A 21,959-nucleotide genomic window follows, 5' to 3' on the forward strand; every position below is an offset into this window, starting at 1 on the left:
GGTCGTGGCGGCTCCCGGATGCCCGGATCAGCGATTTCCGGCGGCCGGGGGCCATTCGAAACCGCGGCCGAGCGCAGTGCAGGTGGCGCAAACTCTAAACCTCCTTGTCGTCGCTCGATTGGGTGATCCGTTTCACGCTCGGCGAGAGGCGGTCAGCCGCACGTGATGGGCTCGGTAGCATCAAGCACCGGCACGGACGGGGGAACGTCGCCATCCCTGAGCCGCGCATGCCCCGGGCTCCGTCCGCCGGTCCACGAGCCGGAGGTGCCCATGAGTGCGGAGGCCACAAACCCTGCGAACCCCGGCCCGGCCGCGGCGGCGCCCGCGGCGGTCCGCCGGAAGTCCCGGGCCAGGATCGACCTGCGCCGGCTCGGCCGGGCCGCGCTGCTCGGCCCCACCGCGCGCGACAAGCTGCCCGACGCCATCAGCCACGTCGTCGACGCCCACCGCGCCCATCACCCCGACGCCGACCTCGAGCCGCTGCGCCGCGCCTACGTCCTGGCCGAGTCCTCGCACCGCGGCCAGATGCGCAAGAGCGGCGAGCCGTACATCACGCACCCCCTGGCCGTGACCCTGATCCTCGCCGAACTCGGCGCGGAGACGACGACCCTGACGGCCTCTCTGCTCCACGACACCGTCGAGGACACCGACGTGACGCTGGATCAGGTACGGGAACAGTTCGGCGAGGAAGTGCGTTATCTCGTCGACGGCGTCACCAAGCTGGAGAAGGTCGACTACGGGGCCGCCGCCGAGCCCGAGACCTTCCGCAAGATGCTCGTCGCCACGGGCAGCGACGTGCGGGTGATGTCGATCAAGCTCGCCGACCGCCTGCACAACATGCGCACCCTCGGCGTGATGCGCCCCGAGAAACAGGAGCGGATCGCCAAGGTCACCCGGGACGTCCTCATCCCGCTCGCCGAACGTCTCGGCGTACAGGCACTGAAGACCGAACTGGAGGACCTCGTCTTCGCCATCCTCCACCCCGAGGAGTACGAACACACCCGGGAACTGATCGCCGGGAACGCGGCCCACCCCGACGACACCCTCGCGGAGACCGCCGAGTCGGTCCGCGCGGTGCTGCGCGAGGCCGACATCGCCGCCGAAGTCCTCATCCGCCCACGGCACTTCGTCTCCGTCCACCGGGTGGCCCGCAAGCGGGGACAGCTGCGCGGCGCCGACTTCGGCCGGCTGCTGGTGCTCGTGGCGGAGGACGCCGACTGCTATGGCGTCCTGGGCGAGCTGCACACGTGCATGACGCCGGTCGTCTCCGAGTTCAAGGACTTCATCGCCGTACCCAAGTTCAACCTCTACCAGTCGCTGCACACCGCCGTCGCCCGCGCCGACGGGCAGGTCGTCGAGGTCCTCATCCGCACCCACCAGATGCACCGGGTCGCCGAGGCCGGCGTCGTCGCGCTCGGCAACCCCTACGCCCCCGGGGCAGACGACCCCGCCGACGGCGAGCGCGCCGACCCCACCCGCCCGGGCTGGCTCTCCCGCCTCCTCGACTGGCAGGAGGCCGCGCCCGACCCCGACACCTTCTGGTCCACCCTGCGCGAAGACCTCGCGCAGGACCGTGAGATCACCGTGTTCCGGCCGGACGGCGGTGCCCTCGGTCTCCCTGAGGGCGCCAGCTGTGTCGACGCCGCCTACGCCCAGTACGGCGAGGACGCCCACGCCTGCATCGGCGCCCGTGTCAACGGCCGCCTGGCCACCCTCAGCACCGTGCTGCGGGACGGCGACACGGTCCAGCTCCTCATGGGTCAGGATCCGGCGTCCGAGCCCTCCCGAGAGTGGCTGGAGCACGCCCACACCGCCGCGGCGCGGATCGCCATCCAGCGGTGGCTGACCGCGCATCCCGGCGGCAGCGGCGAGGCGCGGGCCGAGGAGGCGGAACGTGCCACCGGGAGCGCGGCCGGCGAGGCGGCTCTCCGGCCCGCCGGGCCCGAGAGCGCGGGCGTCACCCGCTCCCGCGGCGCCGACGTGCTCCTGGACCGCCCGGGGGCCACCGTGCGACTCGCGGGATGCTGTACGCCCGTACCGCCCGACGCGATCACCGGTTTCGCCGTGCGCGGGGGAGTGGTGACCGTGCACCGGGTGGAGTGCGCCGCGGTGGCGGAGATGAACAACCGGGGGCGCACCGAGATCGACGTGCGCTGGGGGGACACCACCGAGTGCCGGGTCACTCTTGTCGCCGAATCGTTCGGCCGCCCGCATCTGCTGGCCGACCTGACCGAGGCGATCGCTCTGGCCGGTGTCGACATCGTCTCCGCGACCGTGGAACCCCCCAGTCAGCAGCGGGTCCGCCACACCTACACGCTCCAGCTCCCCGACGCGGCCCACCTCCCGGGCCTCATGCGGGCGATGCGCGACGTGCCGGGGGTGTTCGACGTGGCCCGGGCCCAGCACCAGGCACCCGCGTCCTGAGGAGCCACCAGCCACCGAAGGCGCCCGGATTCCTGAAGAAGGCTGTGCGCGACCAACCCGATCGGGTGGGCCCGGCGCGCGTCGCCGTCGTGCCGCACGCGCGCGCTGGTAGCGGTGGTGCATGCCGCTCACCCTCCGCCGGGGCCGGAACCCACGCCCCTTCCGCCGCCGGAAGGCCGCCCTGCTCGCCTCCGCCGTCTCCGTCTGCCTGCTCGCCGCCGCCGCCCCGGCCGAGCCCCTGGGCGTCGGTGACCGGCTCTTCCCGACCCTGGGCAACCCCGGATACGACGTGGCGTCGTACGACCTGTCCTTCACGTATTCCGGAAAGAACGACAAGCCGCTGCGGGCCGTCACGACCATCAGCGCCTGGACGACCACCGGCCTGGACCGCCTCAACCTCGACTTCGCGCACGGCACCGTCGAGTCCGTCGAGGTCGACGGCCGCCCCGCCGCCTTCACCGGCGCGGGCGAGGATCTCGTGGTCACGCCGGAGCACCGGCTGCCCCGGGGCGTCTGGACGCGGATCACCGTGAAGCACACCAGCGAGCCGGTCAGCGCCAAGGGGCAGGACGGCGGCTGGGTACGCACCACCGACGGCCTGGCGATGGCCAACCAGGCCGACGCCGCCCACCTGGTCTTCCCGTGCAACGACCACCCGTCCGACAAGGCGATGTTCACCATCCGGGTCACCGCTCCGAACGACTACACCGCCGTGGCCAACGGCCTGCCCACCGGCGCCGAGCGCGTCGGCCGTGCCACCACCTGGACCTACCGCACCCAGCACCCCATGGCCACCGAACTCGCCCAGGTGTCCATCGGCCGCTCGGCCGTGGTGCGCCGTACGGGACCGCACGGGCTGCCGGTCCGCGACGTCGTGCCCAGCGCCGACCGCAAGGCGCTCGAACCCTGGCTCGCGAAGACGCCCGGCCAGATCGCCTGGCTGGAGAGCAAGGTCGGGTCCTACCCGTTCGAGACGTACGGCGTGCTCATGGCGCAGGCCTCCACCGGTTTCGAACTGGAGACGCAGACCCTCTCGCTCTTCGAGAAGGACCTCTTCACGAAGCCCGCCTACCCCGCCTGGTACGTCGATTCGGTCATGGTGCACGAGCTGTCCCACCAGTGGTTCGGCGACAGCGTCAGCCCTCGCACCTGGTCCGACGTCTGGCTGAACGAGGGGCACGCCACCTGGTACGAGTCCCTCTACGCGCAGGAGAAGTCGAAGCGGCCCATGGAGGACCGCATGAAGGCCGCCTACGGCGCCTCCGACCGCTGGCGGACCGACGGCGGCCCCCCGGCTCGGCCCAAGGCGCCCGCGCCCGGCCAGAAGATCAGCATCTTCCGGCCCAACATCTACGACGGCGCGGCGCTGGTGCTCTACGCCCTGCGTCAGGAGATCGGCACGCGGGCCTTCGAACGCCTGGAGCGGACCTGGGTGCGGGAGCACCGCGACTCGACAGCCACCACCGCCGATTTCGTCCGGCTGGCCTCGGCCGTCGCCGGCCGCGACCTCACCGGCTTCTTCCAGCCCTGGCTGTACGGCGAGAAGACCCCGCCGATGCCCGGCCACCCGGACTGGAAGAGCGGCAAGTCCGCCAAGGAACCCAAGCGGTACAAGGGCGGTAGGAAGGGTGGGGGCCGGGAATAACACGGTGACGAGCCGTCCCGCGCCGTGCGACCATCTTGAGGTCGGCGCGGCGCGGGACACGGGAATCTCCCGGGGTACTCGTGCGTTGTCCCTGATGACCGCCGACTCGGCATTTCCACCGACGTAAGGATCCAATGACCTCCTCTTCTTCCCCTTCCCAGGACACCAAGCGCCTCGCGCACGACTATCCCGAAGGTCTTCGGGCCGATGCCCTGATGGAAGAGGACGTCGCCTGGAGCCAGGAGATCGACGGCGAGCGGGACGGTGAGCAGTTCGACCGCTCCGAGCGCGCGGCCCTGCGCCGCGTCGCGGGCCTCTCCACCGAGCTGGAGGACGTCACCGAGGTCGAGTACCGCCAGCTCCGCCTGGAGCGGGTCGTGCTCGTCGGGGTGTGGACCACCGGGACCGTCCAGGACGCGGACAACTCCCTCGCGGAGCTGGCCGCCCTCGCGGAGACCGCGGGCGCACTCGTGCTCGACGGAGTGATCCAGCGCCGGGACAAGCCCGACGCCGCCACCTACATCGGCTCCGGCAAGGCGCTGGAGCTGCGCGACATTGTCATCGACACGGGCGCGGACACCGTCATCTGCGACGGTGAGCTGAGCCCGGGCCAGCTCATCCAGCTCGAGGACGTCGTCAAGGTCAAGGTCATCGACCGCACGGCCCTGATCCTCGACATCTTCGCGCAGCACGCCAAGTCCCGAGAGGGCAAGGCGCAGGTCGCCCTGGCGCAGATGCAGTACATGCTGCCCAGGCTGCGAGGCTGGGGTCAGTCCCTGTCCCGCCAGATGGGTGGCGGTCGCGGCGGTCTGGCGACCCGTGGCCCCGGTGAGACCAAGATCGAGACGGACCGGCGCCGTATCCGCGAGAAGATGGCGAAGATGCGCCGGGAGATCGCGGACATGAAAACCGGCCGCGAGATCAAGCGCCAGGAGCGCCGGCGCAACAAGGTGCCGTCCGTGGCCATCGCGGGCTACACCAACGCCGGAAAGTCCTCCCTGCTCAACCGCCTGACGGGCGCGGGCGTCCTGGTCGAGAACGCGCTGTTCGCGACCCTCGACCCGACCGTCCGCCGGGCCGAGACCCCGAGCGGGCGGCTGTACACGCTGGCCGACACCGTCGGCTTCGTCCGGCACCTGCCGCACCACCTGGTCGAGGCGTTCCGCTCCACCATGGAGGAGGTCGGCGACTCCGACCTGATCCTGCACGTGGTGGACGGCTCGCACCCGGTCCCCGAGGAGCAGCTGGCCGCCGTGCGCGAGGTGATCCGGGACGTCGGCGCCACCGGCGTACCCGAGATCGTCGTGATCAACAAGGCGGACGCGGCCGACCCGCTGGTGCTCCAGCGGCTGCTGCGGGTGGAGAGGCGCTCCATCGCCGTCTCGGCCCGCACCGGCCAGGGCATCGAGGAACTGCTCGCGCTGATCGACAACGAGCTGCCCCGCCCCTCGGTCGAGGTCGAGGCGCTCGTCCCGTACACCCACGGCAAGCTCGTCGCCCGCGCCCACACCGAGGGCGAGGTGATCTCCGAGGAGCACACCGCGGAGGGAACCCTGCTCAAGGTCCGGGTGCACGAGGAGCTGGCCGCGGACCTGGCGCCCTACACACCGACGCCCGCGGCCTGACCCCAGGGCGACCCGGCGTGTGCGAGAGGCCCGCCACCTCGTTGCGGGTGGCGGGCCTCTCGTCATCGGCTCACGGGTCTCGTCACCGTCCGCCGTACGCGCGGCCCATGTCCGGGTAGAGCGCTTCGGCCTCCTTGCCCAGCCGCGGGGCGGCGAGCCAGGGGTGGCGGACCGGACGACGGCAGGATCCCTCCTGGCCATCTCGCCGCAGTCCGGTCCCGTGCGGTGCGGCAGGCTTTACCGTCCGGCGAACTTCTTGCTGACCGAGTCGTAGACGCCCTTGGCCACCTCACCCAGACGGGGGCCCGCCAGCCAGCCCGCGCGCACCGGGCCGATCGAGGTGTTGGACACCAGGGCGGACTTGCCGTCCGAGCCGGTCTCCACCCAGCCGCCGCCGGAGGAGCCGCCGGTCATCGTGCAGCCGATGCGGTACATCGTCGGGTCCGACTTGGCGAGGGACAGCCGGCCCGGCTTGTCCTGGCACTGGTAGGCCAGCTGGCCGTCGTACGGAGCCGCGGCGGGGTAGCCCGTCGCAGTGATGCTCTGCACCTTCGGCACGGCCGGGGCGCCGAAGTTCACCGGAAGCGCTCCGCCGACCGTCTCCTCCAGCGACTTGCCCGCGTTGCCCTGCTCCGGCGTCACATGGATGACCGCGAAGTCGTACGAGGCGCCGTTGCCGCCGGTGCGGCCGCCCTGGTCGATCCACTGCTGCGAGGTCTTCGCCGCGTCGGCCCACCAGACGCCGTACGGGGCGACCTCGGCCCGGCTCGCGTCCTGCAGCTCGGCGTTCGACCTGCCCTGGTTGTTGTACGACGGCACGAAGGCGATGTTGCGGTACCAGCCACCGCTCTTGCCGGCGTGCACGCAGTGGCCGGCCGTCCAGATGAGGTTGGACTTGCCCGGGTGCGCCGGGTCCTGCACGACCGTCGCCGAGCAGACCATCGTGCCCTCGGGAGAGTCGAAGAAGACCTTGCCCGACGTGGCCGCGTTGGCGTGGTACGGCGGCCTGACCGCCTGGGCCGTGACCGGCGCCGGGGTCGGGTCCGTCACGCCCTGGTCGCCGGAGATGTCGTTGTCGTCGACGCGCTTGGCCGGGTCGTCGGCGTCCCGCATCCGGTCCGGGTCCCACAGACCCTTGATGATGGGGTTGATGAAGTCGTTGGCCTCGCGCAGCCAGTCGTCCCTGTCCCAGTTCTGCCAGGCGCCGTTCTTCCACTTGTCGACATCGATCCCGTGCTCCTTGAGCTTCTGACGGATGTCGTCCGGGATCTTGATCTTGCCGTCACCGGTGCCGCCCTGGGTGGCGGCGGCGGTCGGCCTGTCGTCGGCGTTGTCGTCACCGTCGCCGTTGCAGGCCGTGGCGGTCAGCGCCAGTGCCGAGACGAGGGCGACCGTCGCCGGCACGAGGGAGGTCCTGCGCGGCGCGCCCCTCCCTCGGCGAACGGTGAACGACGGCCGTATGGATCGCATGCTGTTGACTCCCCCTGAGATGAAGGTACTCGGCGCTTCGGTCCCGGCACCGGCACCGCACTCATGGGGAGTTGACGCCGGTCCACTGGTCCGCTGGGAACGGCATCACACACTATGCGTTCGCTGTGGGGGAGTTCCGACGGTCCGGCAACGGTTCGGCTACAAGCGGCCTGACCTGGAAGCACACGAGCCGCGGTTCCGTGCCCTCACGTCGTGGAGGACACGGAACCGCGGCTCGGCCGGTGCGGTGGCACGGGCGCCCGGGAGCCGGGGGAGTCCGGGGGCCCGGCAGCGCCCGGTCGTGCGGGAACCTCAGTCGCCGTGCAGGGCGTTCCTGATGGCGCCGACGGCGATCCTGCGGGCGACGCCGGTCGCGTGGCAGTCGCGCAGGCTGTCGAGCATCAGGAAGTCGTGCACCATTCCGAGCACCCGTACGGCGGTGACCGGGACGCCGGCCTCGCGCAGCCGGGCCGCGTAGGCCTCGCCCTCGTCGCGCAGCACATCGGCCTCGTCGGTGATCACGACGGCGGGCGGCAGGTCCCGGAGGTCGTCGAGGGAGGCACGCAGCGGAGAGGCGTAGCGCTCCTTCCGCTGGGAGTCGTCGGTCGTGTACTGGTCCCAGAACCAGAGCATGCCGTCCCGGGTGAGGTAGTAGCCCTCGGCGAACTGCAGATAGGACGCGGTGTCGAAGTTCGCGTCGGTCACCGGGTAGAGCAGCACCTGAGCGGCGAGGCGGACGTCACCGCGGTCCTTGGCCATCTGGGCGAGGACCGCGGACATGTTGCCGCCGACGGAATCGCCGCAGACGACCATGCGGGAGGCGTCGAGGCCCAGCTCGGCACCGTGCTCCACGACCCACCGCGCGACGGCGTAGTTCTGTTCGATCTGCGTGGGGTATCGGGCCTCGGGTGCCCGGTCGTAGACGGGGAAGACCGCGGCCGCGTCCGTCCCGACGGCCAGCTCGCGCACGAGACGGTCGTGGGTGTTCTCGTCGCCGAAGACCCAGCCGGCGCCGTGGATGTAGAAGATCACCGGCAGCGGGCCCTCGGCACCACCTGGCTTGACGACACGGACGCGGACGGTGCCCCACTCACCGGCGTCGACGTCGGTCCAGCTCTCGTCGACGGCCGGTTTGTCCACCCCTTCGCCGCTCTGCAGGCCGGCCAGGATGTCGCGCCCCTGCGCGGGAGGCACCTCGTAGATGCGGGGGTGCGCGGCGGTGGCGTCGGCGAGTTCCCTGGCCGCCGGCTCGAGCCGCGGCGTGGGCGGCGGGGGCAGGTTCGTCATGATCAACCTCCAGCGGATTCCGGTGCGGTGCGATCAGGGGCGCGGGCGGTGCCGGCCCGGTGCCGGGCACGCTCGCCTTCCAGCTTGCGCGGACATCGGGTGGGCGGCATCACGAGCGGCGAGTGGGTGGGGGCGGGGCGCTGGGGGCACCAGGGGGGGGTGCCACATGTGCGGGGACGCGGGGGCGGGGGCATCGGGAAGTTCGGCCCACCGCCCAGGGATCACAGGGATTACGGGGCAACCCGTAACCCTTGGGCCGGTGCGAGGTTGTAGGGGTGGGGGGTCCGCTGCCTGTGCCCGGTCCCCGCGGATCAACTCGCCTCTGGACAGCGGGGAGGACAGCGAGTCGTGGCCGTGACCGAGTCGATGGCTGAAGGTGCGTACGGGGAAAAGCGTGCGGTGCACGAGGGGATCCTGAGGCGCCAGTCGGCGCGTGAGTCCGCGGCCCGCACCTATGCGCGTGCCCTGCCCATCGTGCCCGTGCGGGCGCGGGGACTGACCATCGAGGGCGCCGACGGCCGCCGCTACCTGGACTGCCTCTCGGGAGCCGGAACCCTCGCCCTCGGCCACAACCATCCGGTGGTCCTGGAGGCCATCCGAAGAGTCCTCGACTCCGGCGCCCCGCTCTCGGTCCTCGACCTGGCGACGCCGGTGAAGGACGCCTTCATCACCGAGTTGTTCCGCACCCTGCCGTCCGGGCTCGCCGGCCGTGCCCGGGTGCAGTTCTGCGGGCCGGCGGGCACCGACGCCGTCGAAGCGGCGCTCAAACTCGTCCGCACCGCGACCGGACGCACCGGCATGCTCGCCTTCACCGGCGCCTATCACGGCATGACGGCCGGGGCCATGGCCGCCTCCGGCGGGGCCGGCGACGTACGGGTCGCGCGGCTGCCGTACCCGCAGGACTACCGCTGCCCCTTCGGGGTCGGCGGCCCGCGCGGTGCCGAACTCGCCGCGCGCTGGACCGAGTCCCTCCTCGACGACCCGAAGTCGGGCGTACCGCTCCCCGCCGGGATGATCGTCGAACCCGTCCAGGGCGAGGGCGGCGTGATCCCGGCGCCGGACGGCTGGCTGCGCCGCATGCGCGAGATCACCGCCGACCGGTCCATTCCGCTGATCGTGGACGAGATTCAGACCGGCGTCGGCCGCACCGGCGCCTTCTGGGCTGTTGAGCACAGCGGTGTCACACCCGACGTCCTGGTCCTGTCGAAGGCCATCGGCGGCAGCCTCCCGCTGGCCGTGGTCGTCTACCGCGACGACCTCGACGCCTGGCAGCCCGGCGCCCACGCGGGCACCTTCCGCGGCAACCAGCTCGCCATGGCCGCCGGAACGGCCACCCTGGCCCACGTGCGTGAGAACGCACTCGACGAGCGGGCCGCCGTCCTGGGCTCGCGGATGCTGTCCCAACTCCGCGAGCTGCGGGCGGCGTTCCCGTGCGTGGGTGACGTCCGGGGGCGGGGGCTGATGATCGGCATCGAGCTGGTGGATCCGGAGAGCGAGGCAACCGGACCGGGCGAGGATTCCTTCGCCGACGATCACCGGCTCGCCGCCGAAGGTCTCCGGCCGAGCCGCACGCCGCACCGCGCCGACCCCGAACTCGCGGCGGCCGTCCAACGCGAGTGCCTCCACCGGGGGCTCATCGTGGAACTCGGCGGTCGCCACGCCGGTGTCGTACGCCTCCTTCCACCGCTGACCATCACCGACGAGCAGGCGGCAGCCGTCATGGACCGCCTGGCCGACGCGGTGGCGGCGGCCCGCCGACAGCAGGACCACGGCCGCCGGCACCGCCATCACGACACCCCCGGCCCCGGCAATCACTAGCAGCCCCACCGGAGCAGCCATCGGAGCAGCCCCACCACCGGGGCCCGAGGAGCCGCCCACACCCGGTCCCTCCGTCGTGCCGAACGCACGCGGACGCGCGCCACGCGGCTGCCCGGCCCCCGTTCGGGCCCGCGACGACCGCACAGCGGCACGACCGCACGGCGGCGGAACGGACGGCGGCCGAGCGGACGCCGGGCGGACGGACGACGGGCCGTCCAGACGCGAACATCCCACCCCCCCCCGTATCCACAGCCCACCCCCTCCCGAGGAGCCGTCTTGAACGCCACCCCCGCACCCGACGGCCGTTCCGGCAGCCCCGACGAACACGGCGACTCCGGGACCCAGCCCTCTCACGTCCCGCTCGCCGAGTCGTTCCCCCAGCAGAAGCGACGAGCCCCGGACAGCATGAGCGCGGGAGCCCCTGACGCCGACCCGCTGGAGGACCCCGATCCCGGCACCGCCGCCCAGGCCGCCGCCGTCGAGAACCTCCTGCGCTGCTGGGTACGGGAGACCGGCCTCGCCGCCCCCGCCACCGGCACCCTTCGTATCCCGCTGCTCCGCAGTGGCACCGCGCTGATCGTCCAGATCCGGCACTGGTCCCCGGCGGGCTGGCACCGCTTCGGGCCGGTCCGCCTCGCCGGCGCCGAGACGGCTCCGCCCGTCGACGCGATCACTCTCGCGGCCCTCCTCGCCAGGGAGACATCCGGTGGCACCCGCGACACCCCCGGTGTCCCGGAGCAGCCCGGAGCCGTAGGCGACGGTGGCGACCTGGTCGCCAGGGTGGCCGACTCCCTGCGCCGCACCACGACGTTCATCAGCGACCGGCGCGCACGCCCGGACGACGGCCCCGACCTCTTCCTCAGCGCCGAGCAGTCCCTCCTCCTCGGACACCCCCTGCACCCGGCCCCGAAGAGCCGGGAAGGCCTGACCGAGGCCGAAGGCCCGCTGTACTCGCCGGAGTCACGCGGCTCGTTCCCGCTGCACTGGTGTGCCGTGGCCCCCTCCCTGCTGGCGGCCGACTCGGCCTGGACCGAGCGCGGCCGCACCGTTCCCGCGGACCGGCTCACCCAGCGGCTCGCCGGAACCGTCCCTCCCCTGCCCGACGGATACGCCGTGCTGCCGCTGCACCCCTGGCAGGCCAGGGAACTCAGGCACCGCGAGGCGGTCGCCGCCCTGCTCGACTCCGGAGCCCTCCGCGACCTCGGTCCGCTCGGCTCACCCTGGCACCCCACCTCCTCCGTACGCACCGTCCATCGACCCGACGCCCCCGCGATGCTGAAACTGTCGCTGGGCCTGCGCATCACCAACTCCCGTCGCGAGAACCTGCGCAAGGAACTCCACCGCGGAGTCGAGGTGCACCGGCTGCTGCGCGGCGGCCTCGCCCGTCAGTGGCGGGCCGCGCACCCCGCCTTCGACATCGTCCGCGATCCCGCCTGGCTCGCCGTCGACGATCCTGACGGGCGGCCCCTGCCCGGCCTCGACGTCATGATCAGGCACAACCCGTTCGCCCCGGCCGACGACGTGAGCTGCCTGGCCGGACTCGTCTCGCCCCGGCCCCTCGCCGAACCGGACACCGCCCCCTGGCCGACCAAGGGACCCTGGGCCCTGCGGTCACGCCTGGCGCGGCTCGTCGCGCGGCTCGCCGCACGCACCGGGCGCCCCGTCGGAGCCGTAGCCGCGGAGTGGTTCCTGCGCTACCTGGAACAGGTCGTCCGGCCCGTGCTCTGGCTGGACGGCGAGGCCGGAATCGCCCTCGAGGCCCATCAGCAGAACACGCTGGTCCTGCTCGACCGCGACGGCTGGCCCGCCGGCGGCCGGTACCGCGACAACCAGGGCTACTACTTCCGTGAGTCCCGGCGAGCCGAACTCGACGCGCGGCTGCCCGGCATCGGCGTGCACAGCGACACCTTCGTCGCCGACGAGGTGACCGACGAACGCTTCGCGTACTACCTCGCCATCAACAACGTGCTCGGGCTGATCGGCGCCTTCGGCTCCCAGCAACTCGCCGACGAACGACTGCTCCTTGCCGCGTTCCGCGGGTTTCTCACCGATGCCGCCTCGGGCCCACTCGCCCTGCGGACCCCGCTGCCCGGCCTGCTGCTCGAATCACCTGTCCTGCGCTGCAAGGCCAACCTGCTGACCCGGCTGCACGGCATGGACGAACTCGTCGGCCCGGTCGACACCCAGTCCGTCTACGTCACCATCGCCAACCCCCTTCACTCCTGAACGAACCGCCCTGCCCTTCCGCGTCTCCCTCGAACCTCCACCCCCTTCGCTGAAAGGAGCGCACCGTGCCCTCCACCGACACCAGTGCGGACACCGCATCCCCCGAGGACGGCGAGGCCACGCTGCATCTGCGCCTGCCCGCCGAGTTCGTCGCCCTCTTCTCCACTGCCGACCTGCTCGACGACGTGTCCGGCTGGGGGCCGGTCCTCACCCCTGCGGGCCTCTTCCAACTGGTCCCCGTGCGCCTGAACGACGACCTTCCGCTCATCCACCGCTGGATGAACGACCCCGCTGTCGCCGCCTTCTGGGAGCTGGCGGGACCCCTGGAGAGGACCGAGGACCATCTTCGGGCCCAACTCGACGGCGACGGCCGCAGCGTGCCGTGCCTGGGCGTGCTGGACGGCGTCCCCATGAGCTACTGGGAGATCTACCGGGCGGACCTCGATCCGCTGGCCCGCCACTGTCCGACTCGTCCGCACGACACCGGGATCCATCTCCTCATCGGGGAGGCCGCAGACCGGGGGAGAGGACTGGGCTCCGCGCTCCTCAAGGCCGTGGCCGATCTCGTCCTGGACCGTCGTCCCGCCTGTGCCCGGGTCGTCGCCGAACCGGATCTTCGTAACACCACCTCCGTCACCGCCTTCCTGCGTGCCGGGTTCCGATTCGCGTCCGAGGTCGACCTGCCCGGCAAGCGGGCCGCCCTCGTGATCCGGGACCGCGTCCCGAACCGGCTGACGTAACGAATTGTGATGACGCCGTCGCATTGAGTACGAACGGCGGCTCGGTGAGGTTCCCGGCCGCCGAGAGAAGATCCGGAAGTCCGGCGAAGCCCGCCACAGCCAACCCCCCGCTCAGGAGTCCCGGCAGTGATCCCACCCCCCGCCCCCGCCTTGACCGCCCGTTTGTCAGTGCCGGGCCGTAGGGTGGTCGGGCTATGACGAAGCCCTCACTCCCCGAACTCCTGCATGCCGCCGTCGCAGCCGTCGGCGGCACGGAGCGCCCCGGCCAGGTGACCATGGCCGAAGCGGTCGCCGAGGCGATCGACGACGGATCCCACCTGCTGGTCCAGGCCGGCACCGGCACCGGAAAGTCGCTGGGCTATCTCGTTCCCGCGCTCGCGCACGGGGAGCGAGTGGTCGTCGCCACGGCCACGCTCGCACTGCAGCGCCAGCTCGTGGAACGCGACCTGCCGCGCACGGTCGACGCCCTGCACCCGCTGCTGCGCCGCCGCCCGGACTTCGCCATGCTCAAGGGCCGGTCGAACTACCTGTGCCTGCACCGCTTGCACGAGGGCATGCCGCAGGACGAGGAGGACGGGCTCTTCGACCAGTTCGAGGCCGCCGCCCCCACCAGCAAGCTGGGCCAGGACCTGCTGCGCCTGCGTGACTGGGCCGACGAGACGGAGACCGGTGACCGCGACGGCCTCACCCCGGGCGTCTCGGACCGTGCCTGGGCGCAGGTGTCGGTGTCCTCGCGGGAGTGCCTGGGCGCGTCGAAGTGCGCCTACGGCGCCGAGTGCTTCGCGGAGATGGCGCGCGAGCGGGCCAAGCTCGCCGAGGTCGTCGTCACCAACCACGCCCTCCTGGCCATCGACGCCATCGAGGGTGCCCCGGTGCTGCCGCAGCACGAGGTGCTGATCGTGGACGAGGCGCACGAACTCGTCTCCCGGGTCACCGGTGTCGCCACCGGTGAACTCACGCCCGGCCAGGTCAACCGCGCCGTGCGCCGGGCGGCCAAACTCGTCAACGAGAAGGCCGCCGACCAGCTCCAGACCGCCGCGGAAGGCTTCGAGCGGCTGATGGAACTGGCTCTGCCGGGCCGTCTCGAGGAGATCCCGGAGGACCTCGGCTATGCGCTGATGGCGCTGCGGGACGCGGCCCGCACGGTCATCACCGCGCTCGGCTCGACCCGCGACAAGTCCGTCCAGGACGAGGACGCGGTCCGCAAACAGGCGCTGGCCTCGGTCGAGAGCGTGCACGACGTGGCGGAGCGAGTGGCCAACGGTTCCGAGTGGGACGTGGTCTGGTACGAGCGTCACGACCGCTTCGGCGCCTCTCTGCGTGTCGCGCCCATGTCGGTCTCCGGACTGCTCAGGGAGAAGCTCTTCGCGGACCGCAGTGTCGTCCTCACCTCGGCGACGCTGAAGCTGGGCGGCGATTTCAACGGCGTCGGCGCCTCCCTGGGGCTCAGCCCCGAGGGCACGGAGGGCGAGGATCTGCCGCACTGGAAGGGCGTGGACGTCGGTTCGCCCTTCGACTACCCCAAGCAGGGCATCCTGTATGTCGCGAAGCACCTCGCGCGCCCCGCGCGGGACGGCGAGCGCTCCGACATGCTCGATGAGCTGACCGAACTGATCCAGGCGGCCGGCGGCCGCACCCTCGGACTGTTCTCGTCCATGCGCGCCGCCCAGCTCGCCGCGGAAGAGCTGCGTTCGAGAATCCCCGAGTTCCCCATCCTGCTCCAGGGCGAGGAGACGCTCGGAGAGCTGATCAAGAACTTCGCCGCCGACCCGCGGACCTGCCTGTTCGGCACATTGTCGCTGTGGCAGGGTGTCGACGTCCCGGGCCCGAGCTGTCAGCTGGTGGTCATGGACAAGATCCCGTTCCCGCGCCCCGACGACCCGTTGATGAGCGCCCGGCAGAAGGCGGTGGAGGACGCGGGCGGCAACGGCTTCATGGCCGTGGCCGCGACCCACGCGGCCCTGCTCATGGCCCAGGGCGCCGGCCGTCTGGTCCGCGCCTCGGGGGACCGTGGTGTTGTCGCGGTACTTGATCAGCGGCTCGCCACCGCGCGGTACGGCAGCTACCTCAAGGCGTCACTGCCCGACTTCTGGTACACCACGGACCGCAACCAGGTGCGCAAATCGCTCGCGGCGATCGACGCGGCCGCGAGGCAGAGGGAAGAGAAGCAGACGCAGGAGGCGTGAGGCGGCTGGTCCGGACGGCTTCGCCCGGACCAGCACCTGCACGACGGTCCGTGCGGCCGCCCCCGGGCGAGTCCGGACAGCACAGGGCCCCGGAACCGGCGCAGGGGTCCCGGGGCCCGGTCTGGGGGACGGGCCGCGTCCGGCCCGCCCGCCACGGCCGTCACACGCGCCGCAGCACAGCGACGACCTTGCCCAGAATGGTCGCGTCGTCGCCGGGAATCGGTTCGTAGGCCGCGTTGTGCGGCAGGAGCCAGACATGACCGTCCTCGCGCTTGAAGCGCTTGACGGTGGCTTCGCCGTCGAGCATCGCCGCGACGATGTCGCCGTTCTCGGCGACCGGCTGGCGGCGGACGGTGACCCAGTCACCGTCACAGATCGCGGCCTCGATCATGGAGTCACCGACGACCTTGAGGACGAACAGCTCGCCGTCGCCGACGAGCTGGCGGGGCAGCGGGAACACGTCCTCGACCGACTCCTCGGCGAGGATCGGTCCACCGGCGGCGATACGGCCGACCAGCGGGACGTAGGACGCGGCGGGCTTGCCGGCGGTGTCGGTGGGCTGCACCGACACGGCCTGGTCGGAGCCGCGCACCTCGTACGCGCGTGGACGGTGCGGGTCGCGGCGCAGGAAGCCCTTGCGCTCCAGTGCCATCAGCTGATGCGCCACCGAGGACGTGCTGGAGAGGCCGACGGCCTGGCCGATCTCGCGCATGGACGGCGGATATCCGCGTCGCTGCACCGAATCCCTGATGACCTCGATCACCCGCCGCTGCCGGTCGGTGAGTCCGGAGCTGTCCGCCCGGATACCCGGAGGTCGGCCAGGCAGGGAGCGCTTGTGCCCCTCGGGATTCGTGGCTTCGTTCATCGCATGTACCGGCTCGACTCGGCCCATGGAGCGGTCCTGGGCGGTGATGGTGGCACTGTCTGCGGTGGTGGTCACGTCGGCCCCTCTCGATGGTCTCCCTGCTGGACAACGGTAGTTGCTTTCGAAAGGTTGCGCCAAACACACGTTCGAGTGAAAAAGTGCGATTCGCCTGACGTGATCATGTGTCTGGGTGTATGGCTAACGCGGTATCTGGCGGGCAAAAGCGCCCATTGCTGTACTCTTCACCGCCGGGATCGGCGACCTCACGGGTTGTGCCCTCAGTCTGCCATCCGGAACCCGGTCCACCCGGATCCGGGCTCCCTTCTGCGCCGGAGTCCCACGCGGTCTCCGTGCGGCGCCCACCGTATCTCCGTAACCGCAGGATCGATACGTCCCTGCGCCCGCGTGTTCGGAAATGCCGCCGGCGGGTATTCGGGGCGTGCTCCGGCGCGGCGACACGCGTGACCGCCTCGGTGTATGGGCCAAGCCCTACATCTAGTGGTTGGATGCTTACCGCAGCCCACAAGTTGTGGTCCCCCGGGTCTGAGATGGCTCCACGATCGCCTATGCTTAGGGCTGCTTCGAGGGGCCCATGTGGTCCGGCGGGGCTATTGAGTCTGCTGTGAGGAGGGTTGGAGATCATGCACTGCCCCTTCTGCAGGCACCCCGACAGCCGCGTGGTCGACAGCCGTACGACCGACGACGGCACGTCGATCCGCAGGCGCCGCCAGTGCCCTGACTGCTCCCGTCGTTTCACGACCGTGGAGACGTGCTCGCTCATGGTGGTGAAGCGGTCCGGAGTCACCGAACCGTTCAGCCGCACCAAGGTCATCAACGGCGTGCGCAAGGCATGCCAGGGACGGCCTGTCACCGAGGACGCACTCGCCCAGCTCGGCCAGCGGGTCGAGGAGGCGGTGCGGGCCACCGGGAGTGCCGAGCTGACCACCCACGACGTGGGCCTGGCCATACTCGGCCCGTTGCAGGAGCTCGATCTTGTCGCCTATCTGCGATTCGCCTCCGTCTACCGGGCCTTCGACTCGCTCGACGACTTCGAGGCCGCGATCGCGGAGCTGAGGCGGGCGCGAGGCCCCGCCGCGGACGACGGGGACGCGGGAACAGGGAGCCAGGAAGACGAACGCGGGCCCGGAGGGACCACCGAGGTCCCCGTGCCCGCCCACGCCGCCGACTGACCGGCGCGACGGAACCCGGACGGACGCCCGGGTTCCGGCTCGGAAGGCGGCGACCGAAGACCTGTCGCGGGTGGCAGTTGAGGGCTCCCGCGATACCAGACAGAACACCGTGCCACGGAACATCGGGGCACTTCAGGGCGTTTTCGCCCGTACAGGGAGGCGGCATGACAGAGACGGCGAGCGGTCCGGCACGAGGTTCCCGAGCCAAGGGAGCCAAGGCGGGTAACAAGGGACTGCACATCGAGCGCATCCACACCACCCCCGGCGTACACCCGTACGACGAGGTGGCCTGGGAGCGCCGTGACGTCGTCATGACCAACTGGCGCGACGGCTCGATCAACTTCGAGCAGCGTGGCGTCGAGTTCCCCGACTTCTGGTCGGTGAACGCGGTCAACATCGTCACCAGCAAGTACTTCCGGGGTGCCGTCGGCACCCCGCAGCGCGAGGTCAGCCTCAAGCAGCTGATCGACCGCATCGTGAAGACGTACCGGAAGGCCGGTGAGGACCACAAGTACTTCGCCTCGCCCGCCGACGCCGAGATCTTCGAGCACGAGCTGGCCTACGCCCTCCTGCACCAGATCTTCAGCTTCAACAGCCCCGTCTGGTTCAACGTCGGCACCCCGCAGCCCCAGCAGGTCTCCGCCTGCTTCATCCTGTCCGTCGACGACTCCATGGAGTCGATCCTCGACTGGTACAAGGAAGAGGGCATGATCTTCAAGGGCGGCTCCGGCGCCGGCCTGAACCTCTCCCGCATCCGCTCCTCCAAGGAGCTGCTCTCCTCCGGTGGCAACGCCTCCGGTCCCGTCTCCTTCATGCGCGGCGCCGACGCCTCCGCCGGCACCATCAAGTCCGGTGGCGCCACCCGCCGCGCAGCCAAGATGGTCGTGCTCGACGTCGACCACCCCGACATCGAGGACTTCATCCAGACGAAGGTCAGCGAGGAGGAGAAGATCCGCGTCCTGCGCGACGCGGGCTTCGACATGGACCTGGGCGGCGACGACATCACGTCCGTCCAGTACCAGAACGCCAACAACTCGGTCCGCGTGAACGACGAGTTCATGACGGCGGTCGAGTCGAGCGGCAAGTTCGGCCTGCGCGCGCGTATGACCGGTGAGGTCATCGAGGAGGTCGACGCCAAGGCGCTCTTCCGCAAGATCGCCGAGGCGGCCTGGGCCTGCGCCGACCCGGGCATCCAGTACGACGACACCATCAACACCTGGCACACCTGCCCCGAGTCCGGCCGGATCACCGCGTCGAACCCGTGCAGCGAGTACATGCACCTGGACAACACGTCCTGCAACCTGGCCTCGCTGAACCTGATGAAGTTCCTCAAGGACGACAGCAAGGGCCACCAGTCCTTCGAGACCGAGCGCTTCCAGAAGGTCGTCGAGCTGGTCATCACCGCGATGGACATCTCGATCTGCTTCGCGGACTTCCCGACCCAGAAGATCGGCGAGAACACGCGCGCGTTCCGCCAGCTCGGCATCGGCTACGCCAACCTCGGCGCCCTGCTGATGGCCACCGGCCACGCCTACGACTCCGACGGCGGCCGTGCCCTCGCCGGTGCCATCACCTCGCTGATGACCGGCACGGCCTACCGCCGCTCCGCCGAGCTGGCCGCCGTCGTCGGCCCGTACGACGGCTACGCCCGCAACGCCGACGCCCACAAGCGCGTCATGAAGCAGCACGCCGACGCCAACGGCGGGGCCGTCCGCATGGACGATCTGGACACCCCGGTCTGGGCCGCCGCCACGGAGGCCTGGCAGGACGTCGTCCGCATCGGCGAGAAGAACGGTTTCCGTAACTCCCAGGCGTCCGTCCTCGCCCCGACCGGCACCATCGGCCTGGCGATGTCCTGCGACACCACCGGTGTCGAGCCCGACCTCGCGCTGGTGAAGTTCAAGAAGCTGGTCGGCGGCGGCTCGATGCAGATCGTCAACGGCACCGTCCCGCAGGCCCTGCGCCGCCTGGGTTACCAGGAGGAGCAGATCGAGGCGATCGTCGCCCACATCGCCGAGAACGGCAACGTGATCGACGCCCCCGGCCTCAAGCTCGAGCACTACGAGGTGTTCGACTGCGCCATGGGCGAGCGCGCCATCTCCCCGATGGGCCACGTCCGCATGATGGCCGCGATCCAGCCGTGGATCTCCGGCGCCATCTCCAAGACGGTCAACATGCCGGAGACGGCGACCGTCGAGGAGGTCGAGGAGATCTACTACGAGGCGTGGAAGCTGGGCGTCAAGGCGCTCGCCATCTACCGCGACAACTGCAAGGTCGGCCAGCCGCTCTCCGCCAAGACCAAGGAGAAGGAGAAGGCCGAGGTCACGGAGAAGGCCGAGGCGGCCATCCGCGAGACGGTCGAGAAGATCGTCGAGTACCGCCCGGTCCGCAAGCGCCTCCCCAAGGGCCGTCCCGGCATCACCACGTCCTTCACGGTCGGCGGCGCCGAGGGCTACATGACCGCCAACTCCTACCCCGACGACGGTCTCGGTGAGGTCTTCCTGAAGATGTCCAAGCAGGGCTCGACCCTCGCGGGCATGATGGACGCCTTCTCCATCGCCGTCTCCGTCGGTCTGCAGTACGGCGTGCCCCTGGAGACGTACGTCTCGAAGTTCACCAACATGCGCTTCGAGCCGGCCGGTATGACGGACGACCCCGACGTGCGGATGGCGCAGTCGATCGTCGACTACATCTTCCGCCGCCTGGCGCTGGACTTCCTGCCCTTCGAGACGCGCTCCGCGCTCGGCATCCACTCCGCCGAGGAGCGCCAGCGGCACCTGGAGACCGGTTCCTACGAGCCCGCCGACGACGAGGTCGACGTCGAGGGCCTGGCGCAGTCGGCGCCGCGCGCCCAGGAGCTGAAGGCGGTCGCCACGCCGAAGGCCGAGGCCGCGGTGGCCGAGCCGGCCCCGAAGCAGGCGCACACCAGCGCCGAGCTGGTGGAGATGCAGCTGGGCATCCAGGCCGACGCCCCGCTGTGCTTCTCCTGCGGTACGAAGATGCAGCGGGCCGGCTCCTGCTACATCTGCGAGGGCTGCGGCTCGACCAGCGGCTGCAGCTGATGACACGCCGTTCCTGAGGTAAGGGGCGCCGGCAATCGCCGGCGCCCCTTACCTGTGCGCCTTCGCGTCAGGGGTGGCGCCTGCTGCCCATGACACGGGGGAAGGCCGCCGGATCCTCGTCGTAGCCGTGGACGCCGGGGTGGAACGTCCACCCACCGGAGTCGTCCCGCAGGAACTCGCCGATCGTGGCCGCCGTGGCTTCGGGGACCGAGGCGAAGTCGTCCTCGGCGAGCACGGTGTAGCCCTCGCGGATGCGCATGGCCGGGCCGAGCACGTCGGCGAAGGTTTGGTGCCCGGTCCGCTGCTGGATGACCACACCGACCACCACGCGCGCGTAACGGCCGTCGAGCCGGTCGAGCTCGAGCGTCATGACCTCGTCCCAGCCGAAGCCCTTGCCGTCGGTGCTGTCCCGGTTGAGGAAGATCGTGCCGTCCGGGGAACGGCTGTCGAAGTGCACCAGATAGGCCGGCGCCCCGTACGGGGCGCCGGACTCGAACGGCCCCGCCACGATGTCCAGATCGGTGGGCGGTCGGCCCGCCGGACTGGGGTCCCATTTGAGCGCGACCTCGACCTTGCGGATTCCCTTGCTGAAGCCAGCCACCGGGCTTCGCCACCCCCTTGAAGTGCCATGCCTGTCAACTGCCCCGAAGTCAGGGCCGTTTGTTCATCGTGCCACGTGCGCGGGGAGCGTGCGCGGGCGATCTAAGCCGGAGCGTGACCGGTGCCACGCCCGGTGGCCTTACGATGGCGCGGTGCTGGTCAAGTGGATTCGCTGCACCGTGGTGGACCGCCGCGGCTTCGAGCGCGGGCAGCGGAAATGGGCGGGGCTTCCGGGGGAGCCGGGTTTTCGGGGGCAGGGCGGAGGCTGGAGCCGGCAGCGGCCCGGGGTGGCGCACCTCTTCACCTTCTGGGAGAGCCGCGCCTTCTACGACTCCTTCATGGCCCGCTCCCACGACCGTCTGGCGGCCGCCCAGACCGGCACGTACAAGGATCCCCAGGTCAAACTGTTCGAGTACCGATTCGACGTGAAGACCGGCTTCGAGCCCCGGTTCACCGACTCCGACCTGATCCGCGTCGCCCTGTGCAGGGTCCACGAGGAGCGCGTGGAGCACTTCACCCTCATGCAGGAGAAGGTCTGGAACCCCGCCATGGCCGGCTCACCCGGCATGATCCGGGGCATGTTCGCCGAGGCGCCCGAGCAGGAGTTCCTGATCCTGTCCATGTGGCGGTCGGCGGCCGAGCACGGCAAGTACCGCACCGAGCGCGTGGAGCGCCTCGCCCTGCGTGCCCAGACGGAGGCGGACATCGCGGCTCTGACCGGTGACATCGTGGAGCTGGAGCCGTCCTGGACGGTCTGAACCGGCGCATCGAGGATGAAGTGGAGCTTCTGGACAGTTGGTGAATCCAACGCGGGGACGACG

13 protein-coding genes and 1 pseudogene are annotated in these 21,959 nt (G+C 70.9%); 10 read left to right on the forward strand and 4 right to left on the reverse strand.

The features are described 5' to 3' along the window. The first annotated feature begins 270 nt into the window (after positions 1-270). From ABZ478_RS27495 to hflX, 3 genes are all read left to right on the forward strand, one after another. The gene (locus tag ABZ478_RS27495) at positions 271-2,424 is read left to right on the forward strand and encodes an HD domain-containing protein (protein WP_359553329.1); all 2,154 of its coding nucleotides are present in this window, start codon (positions 271-273) and stop codon (positions 2,422-2,424) included. Between the two features lie 121 nt (positions 2,425-2,545). Further along, a complete protein-coding gene (locus ABZ478_RS27500; RefSeq protein ID WP_359553330.1) occupies positions 2,546-4,069 on the forward strand; it encodes a M1 family metallopeptidase in 1,524 nt (507 codons plus the stop codon). A gap of 134 nt (positions 4,070-4,203) precedes the next feature. Next, entirely contained in the window at positions 4,204-5,694 is a 1,491-nt protein-coding gene (gene hflX / locus ABZ478_RS27505) for a GTPase HflX (protein WP_359553331.1), read from the forward strand. Between the two features lie 237 nt (positions 5,695-5,931). On the opposite strand, the gene ABZ478_RS27510 is transcribed toward hflX, so the two are convergent. Beyond that, entirely contained in the window at positions 5,932-7,164 is a 1,233-nt protein-coding gene (locus ABZ478_RS27510; protein ID WP_359553332.1) for a hypothetical protein, read from the reverse strand. A gap of 312 nt (positions 7,165-7,476) precedes the next feature. Beyond that, positions 7,477-8,451: an alpha/beta hydrolase gene (locus ABZ478_RS27515; protein WP_359553333.1), complete on the reverse strand. Its 975-nt coding sequence runs from the start codon at positions 8,449-8,451 to the stop codon at positions 7,477-7,479. Between the two features lie 366 nt (positions 8,452-8,817). Between ABZ478_RS27515 and ABZ478_RS27520 the strand changes: the two genes are divergently transcribed. The 4 genes from ABZ478_RS27520 (at position 8,818) to ABZ478_RS27535 (ending at position 15,421) form a co-directional block, all read left to right on the forward strand. Then, the gene (locus ABZ478_RS27520) at positions 8,818-10,269 is read left to right on the forward strand and encodes a diaminobutyrate--2-oxoglutarate transaminase family protein (RefSeq protein ID WP_359553416.1); all 1,452 of its coding nucleotides are present in this window, start codon (positions 8,818-8,820) and stop codon (positions 10,267-10,269) included. A gap of 405 nt (positions 10,270-10,674) precedes the next feature. After that, positions 10,675-12,495: an IucA/IucC family protein gene (locus tag ABZ478_RS27525; RefSeq protein ID WP_359553417.1), complete on the forward strand. Its 1,821-nt coding sequence runs from the start codon at positions 10,675-10,677 to the stop codon at positions 12,493-12,495. 65 nt (positions 12,496-12,560) lie between these two features. Continuing rightward, the gene (locus ABZ478_RS27530; protein ID WP_359553335.1) at positions 12,561-13,235 is read left to right on the forward strand and encodes a GNAT family N-acetyltransferase; all 675 of its coding nucleotides are present in this window, start codon (positions 12,561-12,563) and stop codon (positions 13,233-13,235) included. Between the two features lie 194 nt (positions 13,236-13,429). After that, entirely contained in the window at positions 13,430-15,421 is a 1,992-nt protein-coding gene (locus tag ABZ478_RS27535) for an ATP-dependent DNA helicase (protein WP_359553337.1), read from the forward strand. A 160-nt stretch (positions 15,422-15,581) separates the two neighbouring features. Here ABZ478_RS27535 and lexA read toward each other — a convergent pair whose 3' ends face one another. Beyond that, entirely contained in the window at positions 15,582-16,361 is a 780-nt protein-coding gene (gene lexA, locus ABZ478_RS27540) for a transcriptional repressor LexA (RefSeq protein ID WP_358936707.1), read from the reverse strand. 566 nt (positions 16,362-16,927) lie between these two features. Here lexA and nrdR point away from each other — a divergent pair. Both nrdR and ABZ478_RS27550 read left to right on the forward strand, forming a co-directional pair. Next, positions 16,928-17,476 carry a transcriptional regulator NrdR gene (nrdR, locus tag ABZ478_RS27545; RefSeq protein WP_359553338.1) on the forward strand — a complete coding sequence of 183 codons (549 nt, stop codon included), beginning with the start codon at positions 16,928-16,930 and terminating at the stop codon, positions 17,474-17,476. Between the two features lie 164 nt (positions 17,477-17,640). Then, positions 17,641-20,538 (forward strand): vitamin B12-dependent ribonucleotide reductase, encoded by a 2,898-nt coding sequence (locus ABZ478_RS27550; protein ID WP_359553340.1) that lies wholly within the window; start codon positions 17,641-17,643, stop codon positions 20,536-20,538. Positions 20,539-20,605: 67 nt separating this feature from the next. Here ABZ478_RS27550 and ABZ478_RS27555 read toward each other — a convergent pair. After that, positions 20,606-21,199: pseudogene (locus ABZ478_RS27555) on the reverse strand (TerD family protein); the annotation flags it as partial. Between the two features lie 91 nt (positions 21,200-21,290). On the opposite strand from ABZ478_RS27555, the gene ABZ478_RS27560 reads away from it, so the two are divergent. After that, positions 21,291-21,896 carry a YdbC family protein gene (locus ABZ478_RS27560; RefSeq protein WP_359553342.1) on the forward strand — a complete coding sequence of 202 codons (606 nt, stop codon included), beginning with the start codon at positions 21,291-21,293 and terminating at the stop codon, positions 21,894-21,896. The last annotated feature ends 63 nt before the right edge of the window (positions 21,897-21,959 follow it).

This window comes from Streptomyces sp. NPDC005706 (assembly GCF_040631045.1).
Taxonomy (GTDB): domain Bacteria; phylum Actinomycetota; class Actinomycetes; order Streptomycetales; family Streptomycetaceae; genus Streptomyces.